A 20,066-nucleotide genomic window follows, 5' to 3' on the forward strand; every position below is an offset into this window, starting at 1 on the left:
ATGAGCGACTTCGGCACCGCCGCCATCTTCTTTGTCACCTTCCTGGTGATCGCCTACCTCCGCTCCGGCGACTGGGCCACCCTGGCCCTGATCTGCGGCGGCGGGGTGTTCGCCGTGCTCACCGTGCTCTCCCTCAAGCCCTACATCCTCCGCCGCTTCGCCACCTGGGGCCATGCCTGGCAGAACGCCTCCACCGGCAGCGGCTACCAGCAGACCCGCACCATGGCCTCCGCCGCCTCCGGCGGGCTGGTGGGGGTGGGCCCCGGCGAGGGCTGGCTCCACAACGTGGCCGCCGGGGACACCGACCTGGTGTTCGGCATGCTGTGCGAGGAGTGGGGGCTGATCATCGCCCTGCTGGCGGTGGGCTCGGTCATCACCCTGGCGGTGTTCGCCGTCCGGGCCTGCCGGGCGGGGCGGAGCTCCTTCTACGTCATCGCCGCCTGCGCCGCCACCTCCATGATGGTGTTCCAGACCTGCCTCAACGTGTTCGGAGCGGTGGATATCCTCCCCCTCACCGGCGTCACCTTCCCCTTTGTGTCCAACGGGGGCACGTCCATGATCTCCTCCTGGGGGCTGCTGGCCTTTTTGAAGGCCACCGACACCCGGCCCAACGCCAGCTTTGCCATCCGGCTGCCCTCCCGGCGGGAGGATCGGAAAAACGCCGCCCTGGCCCCCCAGGCCGGGGAAGAATGGGAGGCGGACTATGAAGAAAATTGAAAAACGGGCCCTGCTCTGCCTGCTCCTGGCCGGCGCCCTGCTGGCGGGCACGGTGCTGTTCGTGGGCCGCTTCCTGGTCAACGGCTCCTCCTGGGCCTCCTTCCTGCCGGTGTTCAGCGGGCAGCCCGCCACCGGCCGGGTGCTGGATCGGGACGGGGATGTGCTCACCTGGGTGGATGAGGACGGGAAGCGCCGGTACTATGACGGGGCCACCGTGCGGGAAGCCACCCTCCACGCCGTGGGGGACGCGGAGGGCCGCATCGGCACCGGGGCCCTGGTGGCCTTCGCCGACAAGCTGTCCGGCTACAACCTGCTCACCGGCTCCTACTCCCCCCTGGGCCAGGGCAACGACCTCTACCTCACCCTGGACGCCCGGTACAACTACATCGCCTATCAGGCCCTGAACGGCCGGAAGGGGGCGGTGGGGGTGTACAACTACAAGACCGGGGAAATCCTGTGCATGGTGTCCGCCCCCTCCTTTGACCCGGCCAATCCCCCCGACATCCAGGAGGGGGACGAGCGGTACGACGGCGTGTACCTCAACCGCTTCCTCTCCGGCACCTTCACCCCCGGCTCGGTGTACAAGACCGTCACCCTGGCCGCCGCCATCGAGAACGTCCCGGATCTCTACGACCGTACCTGGACGTGCACCGGCTCCACCACGGTGGGGGACGGCACCGTCACCTGCCCCTACGCCCACGGGGAGCAGGACATCTACGCCGCCCTGTCCAACTCCTGCAACGGGGTGTTCGCCCTCCTGGCCGACGAGCTGGGGGAGGACGTGCTGGCCCGGTACACGGAGAAAGCGGGGCTCACCGCCTCCTACTCGGTGAACGGCATCCGCACCGCCGCCGGCTCCTTCGACCTGGACGGCCTCACCGCCAACGAGCTGGGCTGGGCCGGCGTGGGCCAGTACAACGACCTGGTGAACCCCTGCGCCCTCATGGTGTACATGGGGGCCATCGGGGGCGGCGGCAGGGCCGCCGTGCCCGAGCTGATCCTGAAAACGGAGAACGCCCTGGGCCTGCCCTCCCTGCCCTCCTTTACCAGCCATACCGGCACCCTGATCGCCTCCGACACCGCAGAGGCCCTGGCGGACATGATGGGGCGCAACGTCACCGACCAATACGGCTCCTCCCGCTTCCCCAACATGGACCTCTGCGCCAAGAGCGGCACCGCCGAGGTAGGGGGCGGCAAGTCCCCCCACGCCTGGTTCGCCGGATTCCTCCGCAATGAGGACGCCCCCTACGCCTTCGTGGTGCTGGTGGAGAACGGCGGCTCCGGCGCCGACGTGGCCGGCTCCGTGGCCGCCCAGGTGCTGGACGCGGTGGTCAACGGGTATTGATTCCTGTGGGACACATGCCCGGTGGGGCGCGACAAGGTGAATTGCCCCAACGGGGCAAGAGAAGGTGCCCTGGGGTACGACTCGGCGCACTCAATGGGGCCCCCCGCGGCGACCCAACGGAGTGGTCGTCGTGGGGAGAGGAGGCCCAGCGGAGGGAATGAGCTTTCGCGTTTACGCGGAAGCGAATGATCCGCAGCTTGGGCCGACGATGTAGGGGCGACCTGTGGTCGCCCGCTGTTATCGGGCCCCCCGGGGGCGCGCCTGCGCGGCGGGCGCCCCCATTTCTTCCCGAAGAAATGGGGGAAAAGAAGGGGCCGGGGGAGTTCCCCCCGGCGCCCCCCAGTACGGGGGCTCATGGCGGCATGCGCTGTACAGGCCAAACAAAAACCGGGCGTACATCCACGCCCGGTTCCTTTTTTGTGTCCGTCACAGGCGCTGCCGCGCCTTGGGTTGCCCGCGTCGATCACCCGGCAGGCCCTGACAGCGGCTGCGCTGTACCAGGTGCGCCCGCCGGGCCGCCGCCGGTGCCATGCCGCTGAAATACTCTGGAGGGTGCGGCGGCGCACAGCACGTTTGGGCCCTGCACACCCGTAGGGCGGGGGCTTGCCCCCGCCGCCCGTTTCTCACAAGCCGCAGATTCTGCGGGGAACAGGAGGCCCAGCAAATGATCCGCAGCCTGGGCCGACGCTGTAGGGGCGGATATCATCCGCCCGGAGCGGCCGGGCACAGGCCGCGGCTTCGGCAGGGAGAAAGAAGTCCAGCGGCGGGTACCCGTTCTACAGCTCCTCCAGGATGCCCCGCAGCAGCCAGGCGTGGGCGTCCGCCTCCCCGGACAGCTCCTCGTAGAGCTGCCGCAGGCAGGGGTCGGCGGTCTCCGCCGCCGCGGCCTGATAGGCGGCGGCCGACCGCTGCTCGGCCATGAACCGCTCCCGCAGGGCGGCGGCGAAGGGGGTGCGGGAGGCGGGCCCGGCGGGCCGCTCCGCGGGCCAGTAGCGCACGCCGGAGATCAGGAAGTAGGCGGTGGACAGCCGCTTGGCATGGCGGCGCTGGTCGGCGGCGATGGCGGAGAGGATCCGGCCGCTGTTCCCCTGGGCCCGGCGGGAGAGGGCCTGATAGCTCCGCCAGTCGGCCAGCGCCCTGTCCACAAACTGCTGGAGCTGGCCGCCGTAGATGGCCGAGGCCGCCCCCAGGCAGGGCACGTTGTGCTCCTCGCCCGCCACGGGTCGGTCTGGCGGGGCGGAGGCGGCCACGGCGGGCAGAACCGGCGGGGCCTCCCGGACGGCGGGGGACGCGGCCGGTTCCGCCGGCAGGACGATGGGGCAGTCGGGGCGGGACTCCGGCATGACCCGCCGCCACACCCGCTCGAAGGTCTCCTGATCACACTGGCTGGAAAGATGCTCTTGTTCCATGGACAGCGCCTCCTGACGATTTGAATTCACCTTATCCTATGCGAATAGTGTAATTTTTGCCCCGGCAGGGTTGTATTTTCCAGCACGCCATGATAAAATAACACCCTGTAAAGCAAGCCATGTTACAAAGGAGCGACAGCCAATGCTGGAGATCAAGCATCTCAGCTACCAGGTGGAGGACGAGACCGGCGGGGAGCTGGGTATCCTCAACGACGTGTCCCTCACCGTAGCCGACAACCAATTTGTGGTGATCACCGGCCCCAACGGGGGCGGCAAGACCACCCTGGCCAAAGCCATCATGGGCCTGGTGCGGCCCACGGGGGGCACCATCTCCTGGAACGGCACCGACATCACCGACCTGGACATCACCCAGCGGGCCCGGCTTGGGGTGAGCTACGGCTTCCAGCAGCCCCCCCGGTTCAAGGGGCTGAAGGTGCGGGATCTCCTGTCCCTGGCCTCCGGCAGGGAGAACCTGAAGCGGGAGGAGGCCTGCCAGTACCTGACCAAGGTGGGCCTGTGCGCCGGGGACTATATCGACCGGGAGGTGGACGCCTCCCTGTCCGGCGGCGAGGTCAAGCGCATCGAGATCGCCACCATCCTGGCCCGCAAGGCCGGGCTCATGATCTTTGACGAGCCGGAGGCGGGCATTGACCTGTGGTCTTTTGCCAAGCTGACCGAGACCTTCCAGGCCATCCACCAGCGGCGGGAGCACACCCTGATCATCATCTCCCACCAGGAGCGCATCATCAACCTGGCCGACGAGATCGTCATGATCGGCGACGGCAAGATCCAGAAGCAGGGCCCCCGGGAGGAGATTTTCCCCGAGATCCTGGCCAACACGGCCTCTGGATGCAGTTATCTGACAGAGGGGGCGAACTGAACATGGATCAAGCGGAATGGAAGCTGCTGAAGGAGATCGCGGATCTGGAGAAGACCCCCCAGGGGGCCTACAACATCCGCCGCAACGGGCAGCTGGACTCCCGGAACAGCACCGCCAACATTGAGATCACCACCAAGACCGAGCCGGGCAAGTCGGGCATCGACATCCACGTCAAGCCGGGCACCAAACACGAGTCGGTGCACATCCCGGTGATCATCAGCCAGACCGGCCTGAGCGAGCTGGTGTACAACGACTTCTTCATCGGCGACGACTGCGACGTGGACATCGTGGCCGGCTGCGGCATCCACAACACCGGCTGCGAGACCAGCCAGCACGACGGCGTGCACACCTTCCACATCGGAAAGAACTCCAAGGTGCGCTATGTGGAGCGGCACTACGGCGAGGGCCCCGGCACCGGCAGGCGGATCATGAACCCCCAGACGGTGGTATACCTGGAGGAGGGGGCCTCCCTCAACATGGAGAGCGTGCAGATCCGCGGCGTGGACTCCACCAAGCGGGAGACCAAGGTGGTGGTGGGCCCCAACGCGGAGGCTGTGATCACCGAAAAGCTGCTCACCCACGGGGAGCAGACCGCCGAGAGCGACATGGAGATCATCCTGGACGGGGAGGGGGCCAGCGGCCGGGTGGTGTCCCGGTCTGTGGCCCAGGACCACTCCCAGCAGGTGTTCTACCCCAAGATGACGGGCAACGCCAAGTGCTTCGGCCACGTCCAGTGCGACTCCATCATCATGGGGGAGGCGAAGATCTCCTCCATCCCCGCCATCGTGGCCAACCACGTGGACGCCCAGCTCATCCATGAGGCGGCCATCGGCCGCATCGCCGGAGATCAGATCCTCAAGCTCATGACACTGGGCCTGACAGAGCAGGAAGCGGAGGAGAAAATTCTTGACGGATTCCTACAATAAGATTCTGGAGCGCATCAACCACAGCAACAGCTTTGGCCCCGCCAACCATATGTATGTCACCAGACTGGGGGAGGATCACAGCGCCGAGGGCGTGCTGGAGGTCCAGCCCACCAGCCTCAACCCCCTAGGGATGGTCCACGGCGGCGCCTTGGTAACTCTGGCGGACTCGGTGTGCGGCACCGCCGCCTTTAGTACCGGCCGCACCTGTGTCACGCTGGACTGCTCCATGCAGTACCTGGCCCCCGCCAAGGGCGCGCGGATTTTCTGTACCGCCACCCCCAAGAAGCTGGGGCGTACTGTCCAGGTCTACGATGCCGCCCTTACCGACGAGACGGGCAGGCTGGTGGCCTCCGGCACCTACACCTTCTTCGCCGTCGGCCCGGCGGATCTGGACCACATAGACAACTGAGACGGCCCGTTCGGGGCTCCGCGCGAAAAAAGCGCCTGATGTTTCCATCAGGCGCTTTTTTGATGCCCTTACTCAGCGGCTTCCGCCGGCAGGCGCTCATAGAGCTCCATCTGCCGGTGGAGGCGGGCGGCCAGCTCCGGTGCGGCAAAGCCGGGCCGGGCCCGCCACTGCCAGTTGCCCCCCAGGGTGGAGGGGGTGTTCATCCTCGCCTCGTTGCCCAGGCCCAGCACGTCCTGCATCTGTACCACGGCGCAGTCCGCCGTGCTGGCCCAGACGGCCCGCATCATGCCCCAGTTCTCCCCCTCCGCCGGATCCAGGTGGAGGTACTCCCGGGCCAGGGCCACGTCCGCCGGCTCCGCCTCGGCCAGCCAGCCCAGGGCGGTGTCGTTGTCGTGGGTGCCCACATAGGCCACGCAGTTGGTGGGGTAGTTGTGGGGCTGATAGGCCCGGCCGCCGCCGTCCCGGCTGTCGAAGGCGAACTGGAGCACCTTCATGCCGGGGAAGCCGGTGTCGGAGAGCAGCTGGTGGACGGCGGGGGTGAGGAAGCCCAGATCCTCGGCGATGATGGGCCGCTTCCCGATGGCCGCCTCCAGGGCCCGGAAGAAGTCCAGCCCCGGCCCCGGCTTCCAGAAGCCCTTTTTGGCGTTCTCCGCCCCGGCGGGGATGGTGTAGTAGGCCTCAAACCCCCGGAAATGGTCGATGCGCAGCACGTCGTAGAAGCGGAACTGGAAGGAGATGCGGCGGAGCCACCAGCGGTAGCCGTCGGCCTTCATGGCCTCCCAGTCGAACAGGGGGTTGCCCCACCGCTGGCCGTCGGCGGAGAAGCCGTCCGGCGGACAGCCCGCCACGCCGGTGGGGCGGAGGGCCTCGTCCATCTGGAACTGGGACGGGTCGGCCCACACGTCGGCGCTGTCCTCGGCCACGTAGATGGGGAGATCCCCGATGATGGCGACCCCCTGCTCCGCCGCCCGGGCCTTCAGGGCCTCCCACTGGCGGAAGAACAGGAACTGGACGCCCTTCCAGAACCACAGCTCCCCGTCCAGCTCCCGGGCCGCGGCGGCCAGGGCCGCCGGCTCCCGCCGGCGGAGGGGGGCGGGCCACTGGCTCCAGGGCGCGCCGTCATGGCGGCCCTTGAGGGCCATGAACAGGGCATAGTCGTCCAGCCAGTCCGCCTCCCGGGCGCAGAAGGCGGCCAGCTCCTCCAGCCGCCGGGCCCGCAGGCGGCGCACCGCCTGGCGCAGCACGGGGAAGCGCTGCCGGTACAGCAGGCCGTAGTCCACCCGCTCCGGATCCTCCCCCCAGTCCAGGCCCTGATACTCCTCCGGCTTCAGCAGGCCCTCGGCGCACAGATCGTCCAGATCAATGAGGTAGGGGCTGCCGGCGAAGGAGGAGAAGGACTGATAGGGGGAGTCGCCGTAGCTGGTGGGCCCGATGGGCAGCACCTGCCAGTACGTCTGGCCCGCCCGGGCCAGGAAGTCCACAAAGGCACGGGCCTCCGCCCCCAGGGTGCCCACCCCCCAGGGGGAGGGCAGGGAGGTGAGCGGCATCAGAATGCCGGCACTTCGCATCATCACAACACACTCTTTCTTGGTTTTGACGTTCAGGGGGCCGGGCCCAGCACCCGCACGCTCTCCCGCTGGAGGAGGGTGAAGGGCACCGCCTCGTGGATGGGGGGCTGGGCATAGTGGATGCCCCGCAGCAGGGTCTGCACCCCACGCTCCGCCAACTGGGCCGTGTCCTGCCGGATGGTGGTCAGGCGGGGCACGCTGTAGGCGGCGGAGGAGGTGCCGTCATACCCCACCACCGAGATGTCGCCGGGCACGGACAGGCCCTGGTCGGCCAGGGCCCGCATGGCCCCCAGGGCGATCACGTCGCCCAGTGCGAAGAGGGCGGTCAGGCCCGGCTCCCGCTCCAGCAGGCGCCTGGCCGCCCGGTAGCCCTCCGCCATGGAGTAGCGGCAGGGCTCGTACTGCCGGGCCGGGTCGAAGTCCAGGCCGTTGCGGGCCATGGCGGCGTAGACACCCCGCAGGCGCTGGGAGCTGATCTGCTCCCCGGACAGGTTGCCCCCCAGCACGCCGATGCGCCGGTGGCCGCAGGCGTACAGATAGTCGATCACCTCGCCCGCCGCCGCCGCGTCGTCGGTGGTGAAGCTGGACAGATTGTCATAGCCCAGGCCCCGGGCGCTGTTGGTCAGCAGCACGCAGGGCACGGTGAGGGGGCGGAACTCCGTGCGGAAGAACTCCAGGTCGCCCCCCAGGAAGAGAAAGCCCTTGGGCCGGCGCAGGCGGGCGAGCTGGACGGCGTACTGCACCTCGTCGGCATCCTCGTCCAGGTAGGCCACGTACACCTCCTCGCCGTTGTCCTGAAGCCGGGACTGGATCCGCTCCAGGATGTCCGCGAAGAGCAGGTTCTGGGTGCCCTTCACCAGCACCGCCACCGCCGACTGGGCCTGCATTTTCAGATGGCGGGCGTTGGAGTTGGGCTGAAAGCCGTGCTCCCGCACCACGGCCAGTACCCGCTCCCGGGCCTGCTCGCTCACGTCCGGGTGGTCATTGAGCACCCGGGAGACGGTGCCCAGGCTGTATCCAGACAGCCGGGCAATGTCCTTGATGGTCATACCACACCCCAATCCCTCTCAAAAATCCATGCACAGCCGAAGGGGACAGGGGAGCGGCGGGGCCGCTCCCCGGAGGCGGCTCAGCCCTTGACCGCACCGGCCACGACGCCCTTGATGATGTGCTTCTGGGCCAGCAGATAGACCACAATGATGGGCAGGATGGCCAGCATGATGCACGCCATCATGGGGCCCATCTCCACCCGGCCGTAGCTGCCCTTGAAGAACTGGATCAGCATGGAGATGGTGCGGTACTTCTGGATGTCCAGAATCAGGGTGGGCAGCAGGTAGTCGTTCCAGATCCACATGGCCTCCAAGATGGCCACGGAGATCATGGTGGGGCGCAGCAGGGGGAACACGATATGGAAGTAGGTCTGGATGGGGCTGCACCCGTCGATCATGGAGGCCTCCTCCATGTCGATGGGCACGCTGCGCATGAAGCCGCAGAACATGAACACCGCCAGGCCCGCGCCGAAGCCCAGGTAGATGATCCACAGCACCCAGGGGGTGTTCAGGTGGAGGGTGTCCGCCAGGGAGGACAGGGTGAACATGACCATCTGGAAGGGCACCACCATGGAGAAGGCGCACAGCAGATAGAGGATCTTGGTGAAGCGGTTGTTCACCCGGGTGATGTACCAGGCGAACATGGAGCAGAAGATCAGAATGGCCAGCACCGAGGTGATGGTGATGAAGGCGGTGTAGAACAGGCTGAGCAGGAAGCCCTGGGAGCCGATGGCGTTCTCATAGTTGGCCAGGCCCGCGAAGGTCTCCGCGTTGGGCAGGTCGAAGGCGGTGCTGGTGCTGATGGCGCTCTCCACCTTCAGGGAGTTCATGAGCACCATGAAGATGGGGTACATATAGATGACGCACACAATGGTCATCACAATGCTCCAGATCCGGTTGGAGCGCAGAGCTTTCTGTTTCATTACTGCTGTACCTCCCTCTTGCGGGTTGCCCGCAGCTGGATCAGGGCGATGGCCACCACGATCACGCAGAAGATAACCGCCTTGGCCTGGCCGATGCCGCGCCACTGGGGCCCGGAGCGGCCGTAGAAGGTGTAGTAGATGTTGTAGGCCAGCAGCTCGCTCTGGTGGGCGGGCTGGCCGCCGGTGAGGGCCATGTTCTGGTCAAAGAGCTTGAAGCTGTTGGTGATGGTCAGGAAGAGGCATATAGTGATGGAGGGCATGAGCATGGGCAGCTTCACCTTCCAGAAGGTCTGCCAGCGGGTGGCGCCGTCGATCTCCGCGGCCTCCACCAGGGTGTCGGGCACGCTCTGCAGCCCGGCCACGTAGATGATCATCATGTAGCCGATCTGCTGCCAGCACATGAGGATCACCAGGCCCCAGAAGCCGGCGGTGGCATCCAGGGTGAGCAGGGGCTTCTCCAGCAGGCTGAGCACGCAGTTGAGCAGGATCTGCCAGATGTAGCCCAGCACGATGCCGCCGATCAGGTTGGGCATGAAGAACACGGTGCGGAAGGCGTTGGTGCCCCGGATGCCGCGGGTGAGGATCAGGGCCACGGCCAGGCCGCCGATGTTGATGGCCAGGGTGCTCACCACCACGAAGGCGCAGTTGTACCAGAAGGCGTGGGTGAAGGTGGAGTCGCTGATGGCCCGGATGAAGTTGGAGATGCCGATAAAGGTGGCGTCCCGCACGGTGGTGAACTGACAGAAGGCCAGATAGGCGCCCTGGATGAACGGGATGATGAAGCCGATGGTAAAGGCGGCCAGCGTGGGCAGCACAAAAATCGGCCAGTATTTCCTGATGGCTTTTTGCACAGCCGATCCCCCCTCAAAGGATTGAAAATGCGCCGTCCGGGCAGACCGCGCTCCAGTCAGGTGCGCGGCCTGCCCGGGCGGCGTTTAAGAACCGGGGCCGCCGGACTCATTCCGGCGGCCCCGGAAAGCCAATGCTTTCTCTTGTTCAGCTTACACAGCCTCAGCCGTTGGCCAGGGCGTACTCGGCGGCCCAGTTGTCCACGAAGGCGGACACCACGGCGTCCCAGTTGGCGTCGGTCTGGTCGGCGGCGTAGACGGCCAGGGCGGAACCCAGCACGTTCTTCCACTCCTCAGAGGGCATGGTGGTGAAGTTCCAGGACACGGGGGTCTTGCCGTCGGCGGTCATCTGAGCGTCCAGGGCCACGAAGGGGTTGCTGGACTCGGGAGCGGCCTTGAAGGGGATGGCGAACGCCATACCGGCCCCGCCGGAGGGCATGGCGCCCTCGCCGCCGGTCATGGCCTGCAGGGCGGTCTCGTCGGTGACGCACCAGTACATGAAGTCCAGGGTGGCCTGGATGTCCTCAGCAGAGGCGTTCTTGTTGACGCACCAGTAGTTCTCGGAGCCGGTGCACAGGCCCTGGTTGGCCTCGTCGCCCACGCCGATGTAGATGGGGATCATGGTCACGTCCGCGTCGGACAGCTTACCCTCGCCCACCACGTTGCCGTACTCCCAGGAGCCGTTCTGATAGAACACGGCCTGGCCGGAGGTGAACTCGTTGACGGCGTCGTTGGCGGTCTTGGCGGTCAGCTCAGCGGGGTCGCAGGTGGCGTTGTTGATGTACAGATCCCAGATGTTGCGGTAGTTGTCCAGGTAGGTGCCCTCGATGGCGTCGGTGGAGGTGATGCCCTTATCCTGGTACTCGAAGTAGATGGGCAGGTTGGCCAGGTGGGTCTTGAAGCGCCAGTCGGAGGAGCTGTCCATACCGGCGGAGGTGAAGGCGGAGAAGCCCAGCTCGTCCTTGCGGGCGGTGATGTCCTCGGCCACGGCCTTCAGATCGTCAAAGGACTGGATGTCCTCCACGGTGTAGCCGGCCTGCTGCAGCAGGGTCTGGTTGACGATGATGCCGTAGGACTCGATGACGTAGGCGATGCCGGCCACCTCGTCCCCGTTCTTCAGGGCGTAGTCGTCGCTGGTCAGCTCGCCGTAGAGGGCGGAGCCGGACAGGTCGTAGCAGTAGTCCTTCCAGCTGTTCAGACCCACGGGGCCGTTGACCTGGAACATGGTGGGGGCGTCGTCCTTGGCCATCTCGCTGGTCAGCATGGTCTCGTAGGTGCCGGAGGCGGCGGTGACCACCTTGACGGGCACGCCGGTCTCCTCGGTGTAGATCTCCGCCAGCTCCTGCCACTGAGCGTCCTGCTCGGGCTTGAAGTTCAGGTAGTAGACGGAGCCGCTGGTGCCGGAGCCGGTCTCAGCGGCAGGGGCATCCGTCCCGGCGGAGCCGGTCTCGGCGGGCGTTCCTGTGCCGCCGCCGCAGCCGGCCAGGAGAGACAGGGACAGGGCCGCAGTGAGGCCCAGTGCAAGAATCTTCTTCATTTCCATTGACCTCCTAGAAAACTTGATGAGATTGCGCGGCTGGAATCGTTTCTGGAAACGTTTCCAACTGCTACGATATTATTGTAATCACATTTCACAGAATAGTCAACAGAAATTCGCCGGGCTTTTCCTTATTTGTCTATTTCGCTGGATCTGCTGCCCGGAATTTGTGGATTCTAACCGCTCCTGAGCAGAAAGGCGCCCCGGCCTGTTTCCAGGCCGGGGCGCCGCAGCGTGTCGAAAAAGCGGCTTTGCCGCTTTTTCGAGAAAGATCACATGGCGGAAGGGGTTCGTTTTCTTGCGAAAAAGTCACCCCTTCTGCCATGAGAAGTGTCATTTCCGAGGCGCATGTCCCCGGAAATGACGGATTTCGATTTGATTCCTGCGGCTGCGGCCGCAGGAACTCTGCGAGGCTTTCCTCCGGGGAGGCTTTATCGACAGCCTGAGGCTCCCTAGCCTGTTTCCAGGCCGGGGCGCACAATCCCGCATTCCCGTCTCCGGGGCCGTCACAGGGCGCGGAGGATGTCCTCGGGGGAGGGCGGGCAGCCCTTCACCTGCTCCCGGGCGCAGTCGCAGCAGGCGCCTATGCCCAGCCCGTCGAAGGGCACGCCCTTCCACCCCTGGCCGATGGCGACGGCCCGCTTCCCGCCGCCCCGGCGGTACAGGGCCCGCACCAGGCTGGCGTAGCAGGCGGAGCAGGCGCTTTTGGCCTGGACGGAGCGGGTGAGGGCGGCCACGGTGCCCGACGGGGCGGGGTACTCCGCCCCGTCGGCGGGGGTGTTGAGGCGGACGATATCCCCCTCCGCCAGGGCGGCGCTGCCCGCGCCCCAGCCCTCGGCCAGGCCGATGTAGGGCACCTGCGCCGGCTCCAGGCCCATGAGGCGGCAGCCGTAGGCGTCCAGCTGCACCATGTCGGTGCCCAGCAGCATCCGGCCGGTGGGCACCGGGTTGCCCCCCTCCTCGAAGTCCAGATCGCCGCAGATGCTGTCCACGATGGTGAGGGCCGGCCTCAGGGCGGCGGCCAGGGCGGCGATGGGCTCCATGAGGCCCTCGGCGTGGAAGCGCCGCTTCTCCCGGTCGGGGAGGCAGCCCTTGCAGTTCTTGAGGGCGCAGGTCATGCGGGTCTGGCAGTGGCCCTTGAGCACCGGCAGGTTGATGAGGTACCCCGCGTCCAGGGCCCGGCAGCAGATGTCCATGGGCCGCAGGGGGGTGTCCACCCGGCGGGTTTTGTCCCCCTTGAGGTCGTACAGGGGCACGTTGTATTTCCGCCCCACCGCGTCGTACCCGGCGGTACGGAAGGCCCGGCCGGTGCTGTCCCCCACCCAGGAGCCCTCGATGATGGAGATGTCCCGCACCCCGTGCTCCCGCAGGTACTCGATGGCGCCGGAGAGGACGCCGGCGTGGGTGGTGGCGCCGTCCTCCGGGCGGCCGGCCACCACCAGGTTGGGCTTGAGGGCCACGGACGCCCCGGCGGGGATGGCGGCGGCCACCTCCGCCCGCTCCATCAGGGCGATGGTCATGGCGTGGGCGTCGCGGCCGAAGATCTCATAGATGGTGCTCATTGGCTCAGCTCCTTTTCCCCGGGGTCGGCCCCGGCGGACTGAAAGTATTCCCCCGCCAGGCGGATGAAGTGCCGGGCGGCCTGGGACAGGTAGCGGCCCCGGCGGCTGCAGGCGGTCACCGTCCAGGTGGGGTGGGCGGACAGGCGGAAGCGGGCCACGTCCTCCACCCCCCGGACGTAGTGGGCGGGCAGGATGGAGCAGCTCAGGCCCCGGCGCACCATGGAGATGTTGGCCCGGTTGCTGCCGGTCTCCAGGAACAGGTTGGCCTTGCACCCCGCCGCGTCAAAGAGGGGGTCGATGACCTCCCGCTGGGTGGACTGGCGGTAGATCAGGCAGAAGGTCAGCTCCCGCAGGCAGGACACGTCCAGCACCGTCAGCGGCTCCCCCAGCGGGGCGGCCCGGGCGGCCAGGGGGTGATCCGGCGGGGTGATGAGGAGGAACTCCTCCTGGCACAGGGTCACCTGGTCGATGCCGGGCAGGGGCCCGTCCTTCTTGGAGATGAAGCCCAGATCCAGCCCGTCCCCGCCCAGCAGCTCCAGCTGCCGGCGCACCCCCATCTCCCGGGGCACCACCTTCACCTGGGGGTAGTCCCGGTAAAAGCGGGGGTACACGTCCATGAACATCTCCATCCCCCGCTCCGGCGCGAAGGCCAGGGTGAGGGTGCCCCGCCGCTGGCCGGCCAGATCGTGGATGATGCGGTAGGCCTCGTTTTTCAGCTCCAGCATCCGCTGGGCGTAGTCCACGTACACCCGGCCCGCCTCGGTGAGGGAAAAGCTGCTGCGGGAGCGGTAGAACAGGGGGGTGCCCAGCTCGTGCTCCAGCTTGAGCAGCTGCTGATCCAGGGCGGACTGGGTGATGAACAGCTTGGCGGCGGCCTTGCTGATGCCGCCCTCCTGGGCGATGGTCACCATATAGAGCATCTGTTTCACGTCCATGTCCGGTTCACTCCTTGGCCGTCAAAAGGGTGCGCCCCCGGCTCCGGCTGGGGTCGGGGGCGCTGGGAAAGGGTTGGGAAGAAGGTCAGCGGCGGATCAGAAGAACCGCCACGTCGTTCACATTGGTTCCGGTGGCGCCGGTGCGCAGCAGGCCGCCGCACGCCTCCAGGGCGTGGTAGGCGTCGTTGTCCTTCAAAACATCGAAGATGCGCACGCCCTGCCCGGCCAGCGCGTCCCGGGTCTGGCCGGTGACGAAGCCGCCGGCGGCGTCGGTGGGGCCGTCGGTGCCGTCGCTGCCCACGGAGAACACGGCGGTGTCCGCCAGGCCGGCGATACCCGCCGCGGCGGACAGGGCCAGCTCCTGGTTGCGCCCGCCCAGGCCGGTGCCGGTCAGGTGCACCACCGTCTCCCCTCCGGCCAGGAAGGCCAGGGAGCGGCCGGTATCCTGGTGGCTGCGGGCGATGGCGGCCAGGAAGGCCCCGGCCTCCCGTGCCTCGCAGTCCAGGCTGTCGGTGAGCACCACCGGCTCATACCCCAGCTCCCGGCAGGCCCCGGCGGCGGCGGCGCACAGCTCCCGCACGCTGCCGGTGATCACGGTGTCCACGTTGTCCAGCGCCTTGGGGGTCTCCTCCTCCAGGCAGCGCGCCGCCGCCGGGGAGAGGTGCAGGCCGTACTTGGCGGCGATGGCCCGGGCGTCGTCACAGGTGGACGAGTCGGGATAGGCCGGGCCGGAGGCGATCATGTCCAGGGGGTCGCCGATGATGTCGGACAGGACGATGGAGAACACCTTTGCCGGGGCGCAGTGCCGGGCAAAGCGGCCGCCCTTGACGGCGGAGAGCCGCTTGCGGATGGTGTTCATCTCCACGATGTCCGCCCCGCAGGAGAGCAGCTGCCGGGTGATGTCCTGGAGCTCCGCCGGAGGCACCAGGGGGGCCTCAAACAGGGCCGAGCCGCCGCCGGAGAGCAGGAAGAGCACCGTGTCCGCCTCCGTCAGGCCGCTGGTGAGGGCCAGGGCCTCCTCGGTGGCGGAGAAGGTGTCGTGGTCGGGGACGGGGTGGCCCGCCTCCCGGATGAGCAGGGAGCCGATGGGCCCCTGGGCGTGGCCGTGCTTGGTGATGACGATGCCGCCGTCCAGCCGCTCCCCCACGCAGTCGTGGGCGGCGCGGGCCATGGACCAGGCCGCCTTGCCCGCCGCCACCAGCACCAGCCGGCCGGCGGGGAATGACCTGCCCTCCAGGGCCCGGCGCACCGCCGCGTCCGGCTGGACGGCGGCGATGGCCCGGCGGACAATCTCCTCACAGTCTTGTCTGAGTTTCATGCTATCCTCCCACACAGCCCCACGGATGGGGTTAAATCAGGCCGGCGGCCGCCATGGTGCGGCGGAAGCCCTCCCTGGCCGCCCCCTCCGGGGTGGGGAGGTTGGGCAGATAGGGCTCGCCCACGTCCCGGCCCCGCAGGTTGGCCATGTCCTTGGCCGCCACGGGGAAGCTGGCCGCGTCCATGGACAGGCGCACCGGGTTGAGCTTGAACTGGGCCTCCAGGCTGCCCTTGAGATCCCCGGCCGCGAACTTGTTGTACACGTCGGTGATCAGCTCGGGCATGAAGTTGGCCGCGGTGCACACGCCGCCCACGGCGCCGTGGCACAGGCTGGCATAGAGCAGGGTATCCTTGCCGCCGAACACCTTGAAGTCCACGTCCCGGGTGCGGCGGATGAACTCGGAGGTGAGGGTGATGTCGCCGCTGGTGTCCTTCATGCCCACGATGTTGTCCACCGTGTGGGCCAGCTCATCCACCAGGTCGGCGGTGAGGGTGTACCCCACCCGGCCGGGGTTGTTGTAGAGCAGCATGGGCACGCCGGGCACGCTCTCGGCGATGGTCTTGAAGTGGCGCAGCAGCTCGGCATAGGTGGGCTTGAGGAACATGGGCTGGAGCACGCTGATGCCCGCGGCCCCGTTGGCCGCCGCCATTTGGGCCAGGCGGCAGCACTTCCTGGTGCTGATGGCGCCGATGCCGAAGTAGACGGGGACGCGGCCCGCGGCCTGATCCACCATGAGCTTCAGGCCCCGCTCCATCTCGTCCTCCTCCACCATGTAGAACTCGCCATTGCTGCCGAAGGCCAGGATACCGGACACGCCGCCGTCGATGACGTAGTCCACCTGGGCGCGGAGCCTGGCCTCGTCGATGCGCTCGTCGGCGTCAATGGGGGTGAGTATGGGCACCACAACGCCCTTGATAAAATCCGTATTCATGGCAAAGTCACCTCTCGTCGTCGGGCCTCACAGGGACTCGATGCCGGTGAGCTTCTTGTAGTACTTGATGATGGAGCTGTGGTCGTCCTGGCCGCAGCCGTTGTTGTGCAGCCACTGGAAGATCTCCTGCACCGCGGCGGTCATGGGCAGGGGGGAGCCCACGGTGTGGGCGCAGTCCAGGGCGTTGTTCAGATCCTTGATGTGCAGGTCGATCTTGAAGCCGGGCTTGTCGTTGCCCTCGATCATCATGGGGGCCTTGGCGTTCATGACGGTGGAGCCGGCCAGGCCGCCCTTGATGGCCTGGAAGACCAGCTCGGGGTCCACGCCCGCCATCTTGGCCAGAGTCAGGGCCTCGGACAGGGCCTGGATGTTGCAGGCCACGATGATCTGGTTGGCCAGCTTGGTAGTGTTGCCGGCGCCCACGTCGCCGCAGCGCACCACGGAGGCGCCCATGGCGCCCAGCAGATCCTTGTACTTGTCAAAGACCTCCTGCTTACCGCCCACCATGAAGGACAGGGTGCCGTCGATGGCCTTGGGCTCGCCGCCGGACACGGGGGCGTCCAGCATCTCGATGCCCTTCTTGGCCAGCTCGGCGGCGATCTCCTTGGAGGCCACGGGGTTGATGGAGCTCATGTCGATGAACACGCTGCCGGGCTTCATGTGGGCGGCCACGCCGTCCTCGCCCAGCATGACGGCCTTCACCTGGGGGCTGTTGGGCACCATGGTGAGCACCACGTCGCAGGTCTCGCCGATGACCGCGTTGGTGGCGGCCTTGGCGCCGGCGGCCACCACCTCGTCCACGGCGGCCTGGTTCAGATCGCTGACGGTCAGATCATAGCCCGCCTTGAGCAGGTTCTTCGCCATGGGCTTGCCCATGATGCCAAGGCCGATGAGTCCGATTTTCATAAGAAATTCCTCCTTAACAGTATACCATAAAAAGTTTGATTGGGACTATCCAAACGGTCCCGCGTCAGGCGCGGGGCACGTTTTTGGTGACGATTACGTCGGCGCCCAGGCCGCACACGTCGGCCAGAACCACCTGACCGATGGAGACGGGGGCCTGGAGCCGGACGGCATTGACGGCCTCCATCACCCGGAAGATGTCCTTCTTGGGGACGGGGCGGTTGAGGCGCACGCTGACCAGGGGCAGCTCGCCCCCGTCCACGGGGACGCTGGTGGCGATGGTGCGGCGGGGGTCGGTGAGCTCCTGGCGGACGTAGTCCTCCCCCTTGGGGCAGGTGGCCCCGGTGATGGCGCCCACCCGGGCGCCCTCGTATTCGGCGGTGATCTCACAGCCGTTGGGGCAGACGATGCAGGTAAAGGTCCGTGTCACGATACGCTCACCTCCAGATCGCCGGACGTGTCCAGCCGCTCCGCCTTGACGGGCAGCTGGAGCATCTCGGCGGGCAGGGCCTTGGGCAGCACCCGCCGCAGCACCTCCCGGCCGTTCTGGCGCACCGTCAGGGTGACCTTTTTCAGCGGCCGGCTCACCCGCAGGGAGAGGGTGAAGTCCCGGGTGCCGCTGACGCGCTGGGGCAGCACGTGGCCCACGTTGTCCCCGGCGCGCACCGCCAGGGGGCAGGGGGGCAGGGCACCGTTTCTCAGGTACTCCGCCGCCGCGTCGGCCAGGGCCTCCGCCTCCAGGGAGACGAAGTCCACCAGATCGTGGACGTGGAGCACGTTGCCCGCGGCGAACACGCCGGGAATGCTGGTCTGGTAGTGCTCATCCACAAAGGCGCCCCTGGTGCGGCCGTCCACCGCCAGGCCGGAGCCGTTGGCGATGTCCCCGGCGGGGATCAGGCCCACCGAGAGGATCAGGGTGTCGCAGTCCACCCGCTCCTCCGTGCCGGGGATGGGGCGGAAGTGCTCATCCACCCGGGAGATGGTGACCCCCTCCAACCGCGCCCGGCCGTGGATGTCGGTGACGGTGTGGCTGAGGTGCAGGGGGATGTTGTAGTCGTTGAGGCACTGCTCGATGTTGCGGGGCAGGCCGCTGGGATAGGGCTGCACCTCGTACACGCCCTTTACATGGGCCCCCTCCAGGGTGAGGCGGCGGGCCATGATCATGCCGATGTCGCCGCTGCCCAGGATGACCACCTCCCGGCCCACCATCCGGTTGCGCAGGTTGATGTACTCCTGGGCTACGCCGGCGGTGTAGATGCCCGCCGGGCGGCTGCCCGGGATGGCCAGGGCCCCCCGGGTGCGCTCCCGGCAGCCCATGGTGAGGAGCACCGCGTCCCCCTGAATGTGCCGCAGACCCGCGGGGCCGGAGGCGGTGACCGTCCGGTCCCCGTCCAGCTTGAGGACGGTGGTGTCGGTGAGGCAGGGGATGCCCAGGGCCTGGGCCTCGTCCACAAACCGCTGGGCGTACTCAGGGCCGGACAGGCTCTCTCCGAAGCGGGTGAGGCCGAAGCCGTCGTGGATGCACTGGCGGAGGATGCCGCCGGTCTGGCCCTCCCGCTCCAGCACCACCACGTCCTCCACGCCCTTCTCCCGCAGGCGGATGGCCGCCGCCAGGCCGGCGGGGCCGCCGCCGATGATCACTGCCTGATGGTGTTCCAGGTTCATGCCTCGCCGCCTCCCTTCACGCTTCCGGTGAACATCCAGGAGCCGGCGGGCCCCAGCTCGATGTCCCGGCAGTCCAGCCCCAGCTCCTGCTGGAGGGCCTCGGTGATGCGGGTCTCGCAGTAGCCCCCCTGGCACCGGCCCATGGTGGCCCGGGTGCGCACCTTCACGCCGTTGACGGTGTGGACGCCCAGGGGGTTGTGGATGGCCTGGAGAATTTCGGCCTTTGTCACCTGCTCGCAGCGGCAGAAGATCTCGCCGTAGTCGGGGTTGGCCGCGATGGCGGCCTCCCGCTCTCCGTCGCTCATGTCGATGAAGCGGCGGATGCCCTTCCGTCTGGGGTCGAAGCCGGGGTTGGGAACCAGCTCCTCCTTAGCCCTGATCAGGGCCACGGCCCGGCGGGCCAGGGGCAGGGCGCTGGTGAGGCCGGGGGACTCGATGCCCACCAGGTTCACCACGCCGGGGGCCTCGTCCCGGGTCTCCAGCACGAAGTCCTGCACCGCCCCGGTGGCCGGGTCGACCCGCTTGGGCCGGATGCCGGCAAAGTTGCGGATGAAATAGCTTTTGTCCATATGCTGGAACATGCGGGAGCCGCTCTCGATCAGGCCGTCCATGGCGGCCTGGGTGGACTCGTAGTCCTGGTCGTCCCGGGCCAGCTGGCTGTCCGGGCCGATGAGCACGTTGCCGTCCACCGTGGGGGTGGCGTGGGTGTCGAAGGTGTTGTCCGGGTTGGGGGCGGGGTAGACGGGGATTCTGGCAAACTGCCCGGCCAGCTTATCCAGCACGAAGTATTCGCCCTTCACGGGCTTGATCACGTAGCCGGGGATGCCCAGCCGGGCGCTGACCTCGGCGGAGTGGAGCCCCGCGCTGTTGACCACCCACCGGGTGCGGAAGTCCCCCTTCTCCGTGCGGAGCAGGTGGGTACCGTCCGGCTGGCGCTCCTCCCCGAGGAAGGCGCAGTTGAGGAAATACTCCACGCCGTTGCGCACGGCGTTCTCCGCCAGGGCGATGGTGTAGGCAAAGGGGTCCAGAATGCCGCTGGCGGGGCACCACATGGCGAAGTTCCCGCCAGCGCTGGGCTCCAGCTCGTCCATCCGCTTGCGGTCGATGAGCTCCAGGCCCTTCACGCCGTTGGCCTCGCCCC

19 protein-coding genes are annotated in these 20,066 nt (G+C 67.5%); 5 read left to right on the forward strand and 14 right to left on the reverse strand.

Features of this window, described 5'->3' with window-relative positions; all coding sequences use genetic code 11:
- Together QZ378_RS07215 and QZ378_RS07220 are read left to right on the forward strand one after the other, a co-directional pair.
- Positions 1–717: FtsW/RodA/SpoVE family cell cycle protein (locus tag QZ378_RS07215; protein WP_291257798.1), on the forward strand; the 717-nt coding region annotated here is incomplete at its 5' end.
- Entirely contained in the window at positions 704–2,062 is a 1,359-nt protein-coding gene (locus QZ378_RS07220) for a penicillin-binding transpeptidase domain-containing protein (RefSeq protein ID WP_291257799.1), read from the forward strand. The genes QZ378_RS07215 and QZ378_RS07220, both read left to right, overlap by 14 nt.
- A 776-nt stretch (positions 2,063–2,838) precedes the next feature.
- Here the strand turns inward: QZ378_RS07220 and QZ378_RS07225 are convergent.
- Positions 2,839–3,471, reverse strand: coding sequence for a rubrerythrin (locus QZ378_RS07225; RefSeq protein ID WP_291257800.1), 633 nt, complete (start codon positions 3,469–3,471; stop codon positions 2,839–2,841).
- Positions 3,472–3,613: 142 nt separating this feature from the next.
- On the opposite strand from QZ378_RS07225, the gene QZ378_RS07230 reads away from it, so the two are divergent.
- The 3 genes from QZ378_RS07230 to QZ378_RS07240 are packed head-to-tail and all read left to right on the forward strand — an operon-like array spanning position 3,614 to position 5,686.
- Entirely contained in the window at positions 3,614–4,351 is a 738-nt protein-coding gene (locus QZ378_RS07230) for an ATP-binding cassette domain-containing protein (protein ID WP_087240791.1), read from the forward strand.
- Positions 4,352–4,353: 2 nt separating this feature from the next.
- Positions 4,354–5,277: a SufD family Fe-S cluster assembly protein gene (locus tag QZ378_RS07235; protein ID WP_191403134.1), complete on the forward strand. Its 924-nt coding sequence runs from the start codon at positions 4,354–4,356 to the stop codon at positions 5,275–5,277.
- Positions 5,258–5,686: a PaaI family thioesterase gene (locus QZ378_RS07240; RefSeq protein ID WP_291257801.1), complete on the forward strand. Its 429-nt coding sequence runs from the start codon at positions 5,258–5,260 to the stop codon at positions 5,684–5,686. Before QZ378_RS07235 ends, QZ378_RS07240 begins: the two co-directional genes overlap by 20 nt.
- 68 nt (positions 5,687–5,754) lie before the next feature.
- Here the strand turns inward: QZ378_RS07240 and malQ are convergent, their stop codons facing one another.
- From malQ to QZ378_RS07305, 13 genes are all read right to left on the reverse strand, one after another.
- Positions 5,755–7,260, reverse strand: coding sequence for a 4-alpha-glucanotransferase (malQ, locus tag QZ378_RS07245; RefSeq protein ID WP_366935145.1), 1,506 nt, complete (start codon positions 7,258–7,260; stop codon positions 5,755–5,757).
- A 26-nt stretch (positions 7,261–7,286) separates the two neighbouring features.
- Positions 7,287–8,303 (reverse strand): LacI family DNA-binding transcriptional regulator, encoded by a 1,017-nt coding sequence (locus QZ378_RS07250; RefSeq protein WP_291257802.1) that lies wholly within the window; start codon positions 8,301–8,303, stop codon positions 7,287–7,289.
- An 80-nt stretch (positions 8,304–8,383) separates the two neighbouring features.
- Positions 8,384–9,226, reverse strand: coding sequence for a carbohydrate ABC transporter permease (locus QZ378_RS07255; protein WP_191380372.1), 843 nt, complete (start codon positions 9,224–9,226; stop codon positions 8,384–8,386).
- Positions 9,226–10,077: a carbohydrate ABC transporter permease gene (locus tag QZ378_RS07260; RefSeq protein WP_291257803.1), complete on the reverse strand. Its 852-nt coding sequence runs from the start codon at positions 10,075–10,077 to the stop codon at positions 9,226–9,228. The genes QZ378_RS07255 and QZ378_RS07260 overlap by 1 nt, the downstream gene beginning before the upstream one ends.
- 160 nt (positions 10,078–10,237) lie before the next feature.
- Positions 10,238–11,611 (reverse strand): ABC transporter substrate-binding protein, encoded by a 1,374-nt coding sequence (locus QZ378_RS07265; RefSeq protein ID WP_366935146.1) that lies wholly within the window; start codon positions 11,609–11,611, stop codon positions 10,238–10,240.
- Between the two features lie 506 nt (positions 11,612–12,117).
- Positions 12,118–13,173 carry a DUF362 domain-containing protein gene (locus QZ378_RS07270; RefSeq protein WP_191529566.1) on the reverse strand — a complete coding sequence of 352 codons (1,056 nt, stop codon included), beginning with the start codon at positions 13,171–13,173 and terminating at the stop codon, positions 12,118–12,120.
- Positions 13,170–14,108, reverse strand: coding sequence for a LysR substrate-binding domain-containing protein (locus QZ378_RS07275; RefSeq protein WP_291257805.1), 939 nt, complete (start codon positions 14,106–14,108; stop codon positions 13,170–13,172). Before QZ378_RS07275 ends, QZ378_RS07270 begins: the two co-directional genes overlap by 4 nt.
- A gap of 85 nt (positions 14,109–14,193) precedes the next feature.
- Positions 14,194–15,426, reverse strand: a complete 1,233-nt coding sequence (locus QZ378_RS07280; RefSeq protein ID WP_291257806.1) for a glycerate kinase — start codon at positions 15,424–15,426, stop codon at positions 14,194–14,196.
- Between the two features lie 31 nt (positions 15,427–15,457).
- Positions 15,458–16,357, reverse strand: a complete 900-nt coding sequence (locus QZ378_RS07285) for a dihydrodipicolinate synthase family protein (protein ID WP_087239913.1) — start codon at positions 16,355–16,357, stop codon at positions 15,458–15,460.
- 27 nt (positions 16,358–16,384) lie between these two features.
- Positions 16,385–17,263, reverse strand: a complete 879-nt coding sequence (gene garR, locus QZ378_RS07290; protein WP_191380367.1) for a 2-hydroxy-3-oxopropionate reductase — start codon at positions 17,261–17,263, stop codon at positions 16,385–16,387.
- A 64-nt stretch (positions 17,264–17,327) separates the two neighbouring features.
- Positions 17,328–17,690: a DUF1667 domain-containing protein gene (locus QZ378_RS07295; RefSeq protein ID WP_191529569.1), complete on the reverse strand. Its 363-nt coding sequence runs from the start codon at positions 17,688–17,690 to the stop codon at positions 17,328–17,330.
- Positions 17,687–18,925 carry an FAD-dependent oxidoreductase gene (locus QZ378_RS07300; protein ID WP_291257807.1) on the reverse strand — a complete coding sequence of 413 codons (1,239 nt, stop codon included), beginning with the start codon at positions 18,923–18,925 and terminating at the stop codon, positions 17,687–17,689. The genes QZ378_RS07295 and QZ378_RS07300 overlap by 4 nt, the downstream gene beginning before the upstream one ends.
- Positions 18,922–20,066: FAD-dependent oxidoreductase (locus tag QZ378_RS07305; RefSeq protein WP_291257808.1), on the reverse strand; the 1,145-nt coding region annotated here is incomplete at its 5' end. The genes QZ378_RS07300 and QZ378_RS07305, both read right to left, overlap by 4 nt.

This window comes from Flavonifractor sp., assembly GCF_019422385.1.
Classification (GTDB): domain Bacteria; phylum Bacillota; class Clostridia; order Oscillospirales; family Oscillospiraceae; genus Flavonifractor; species Flavonifractor avistercoris.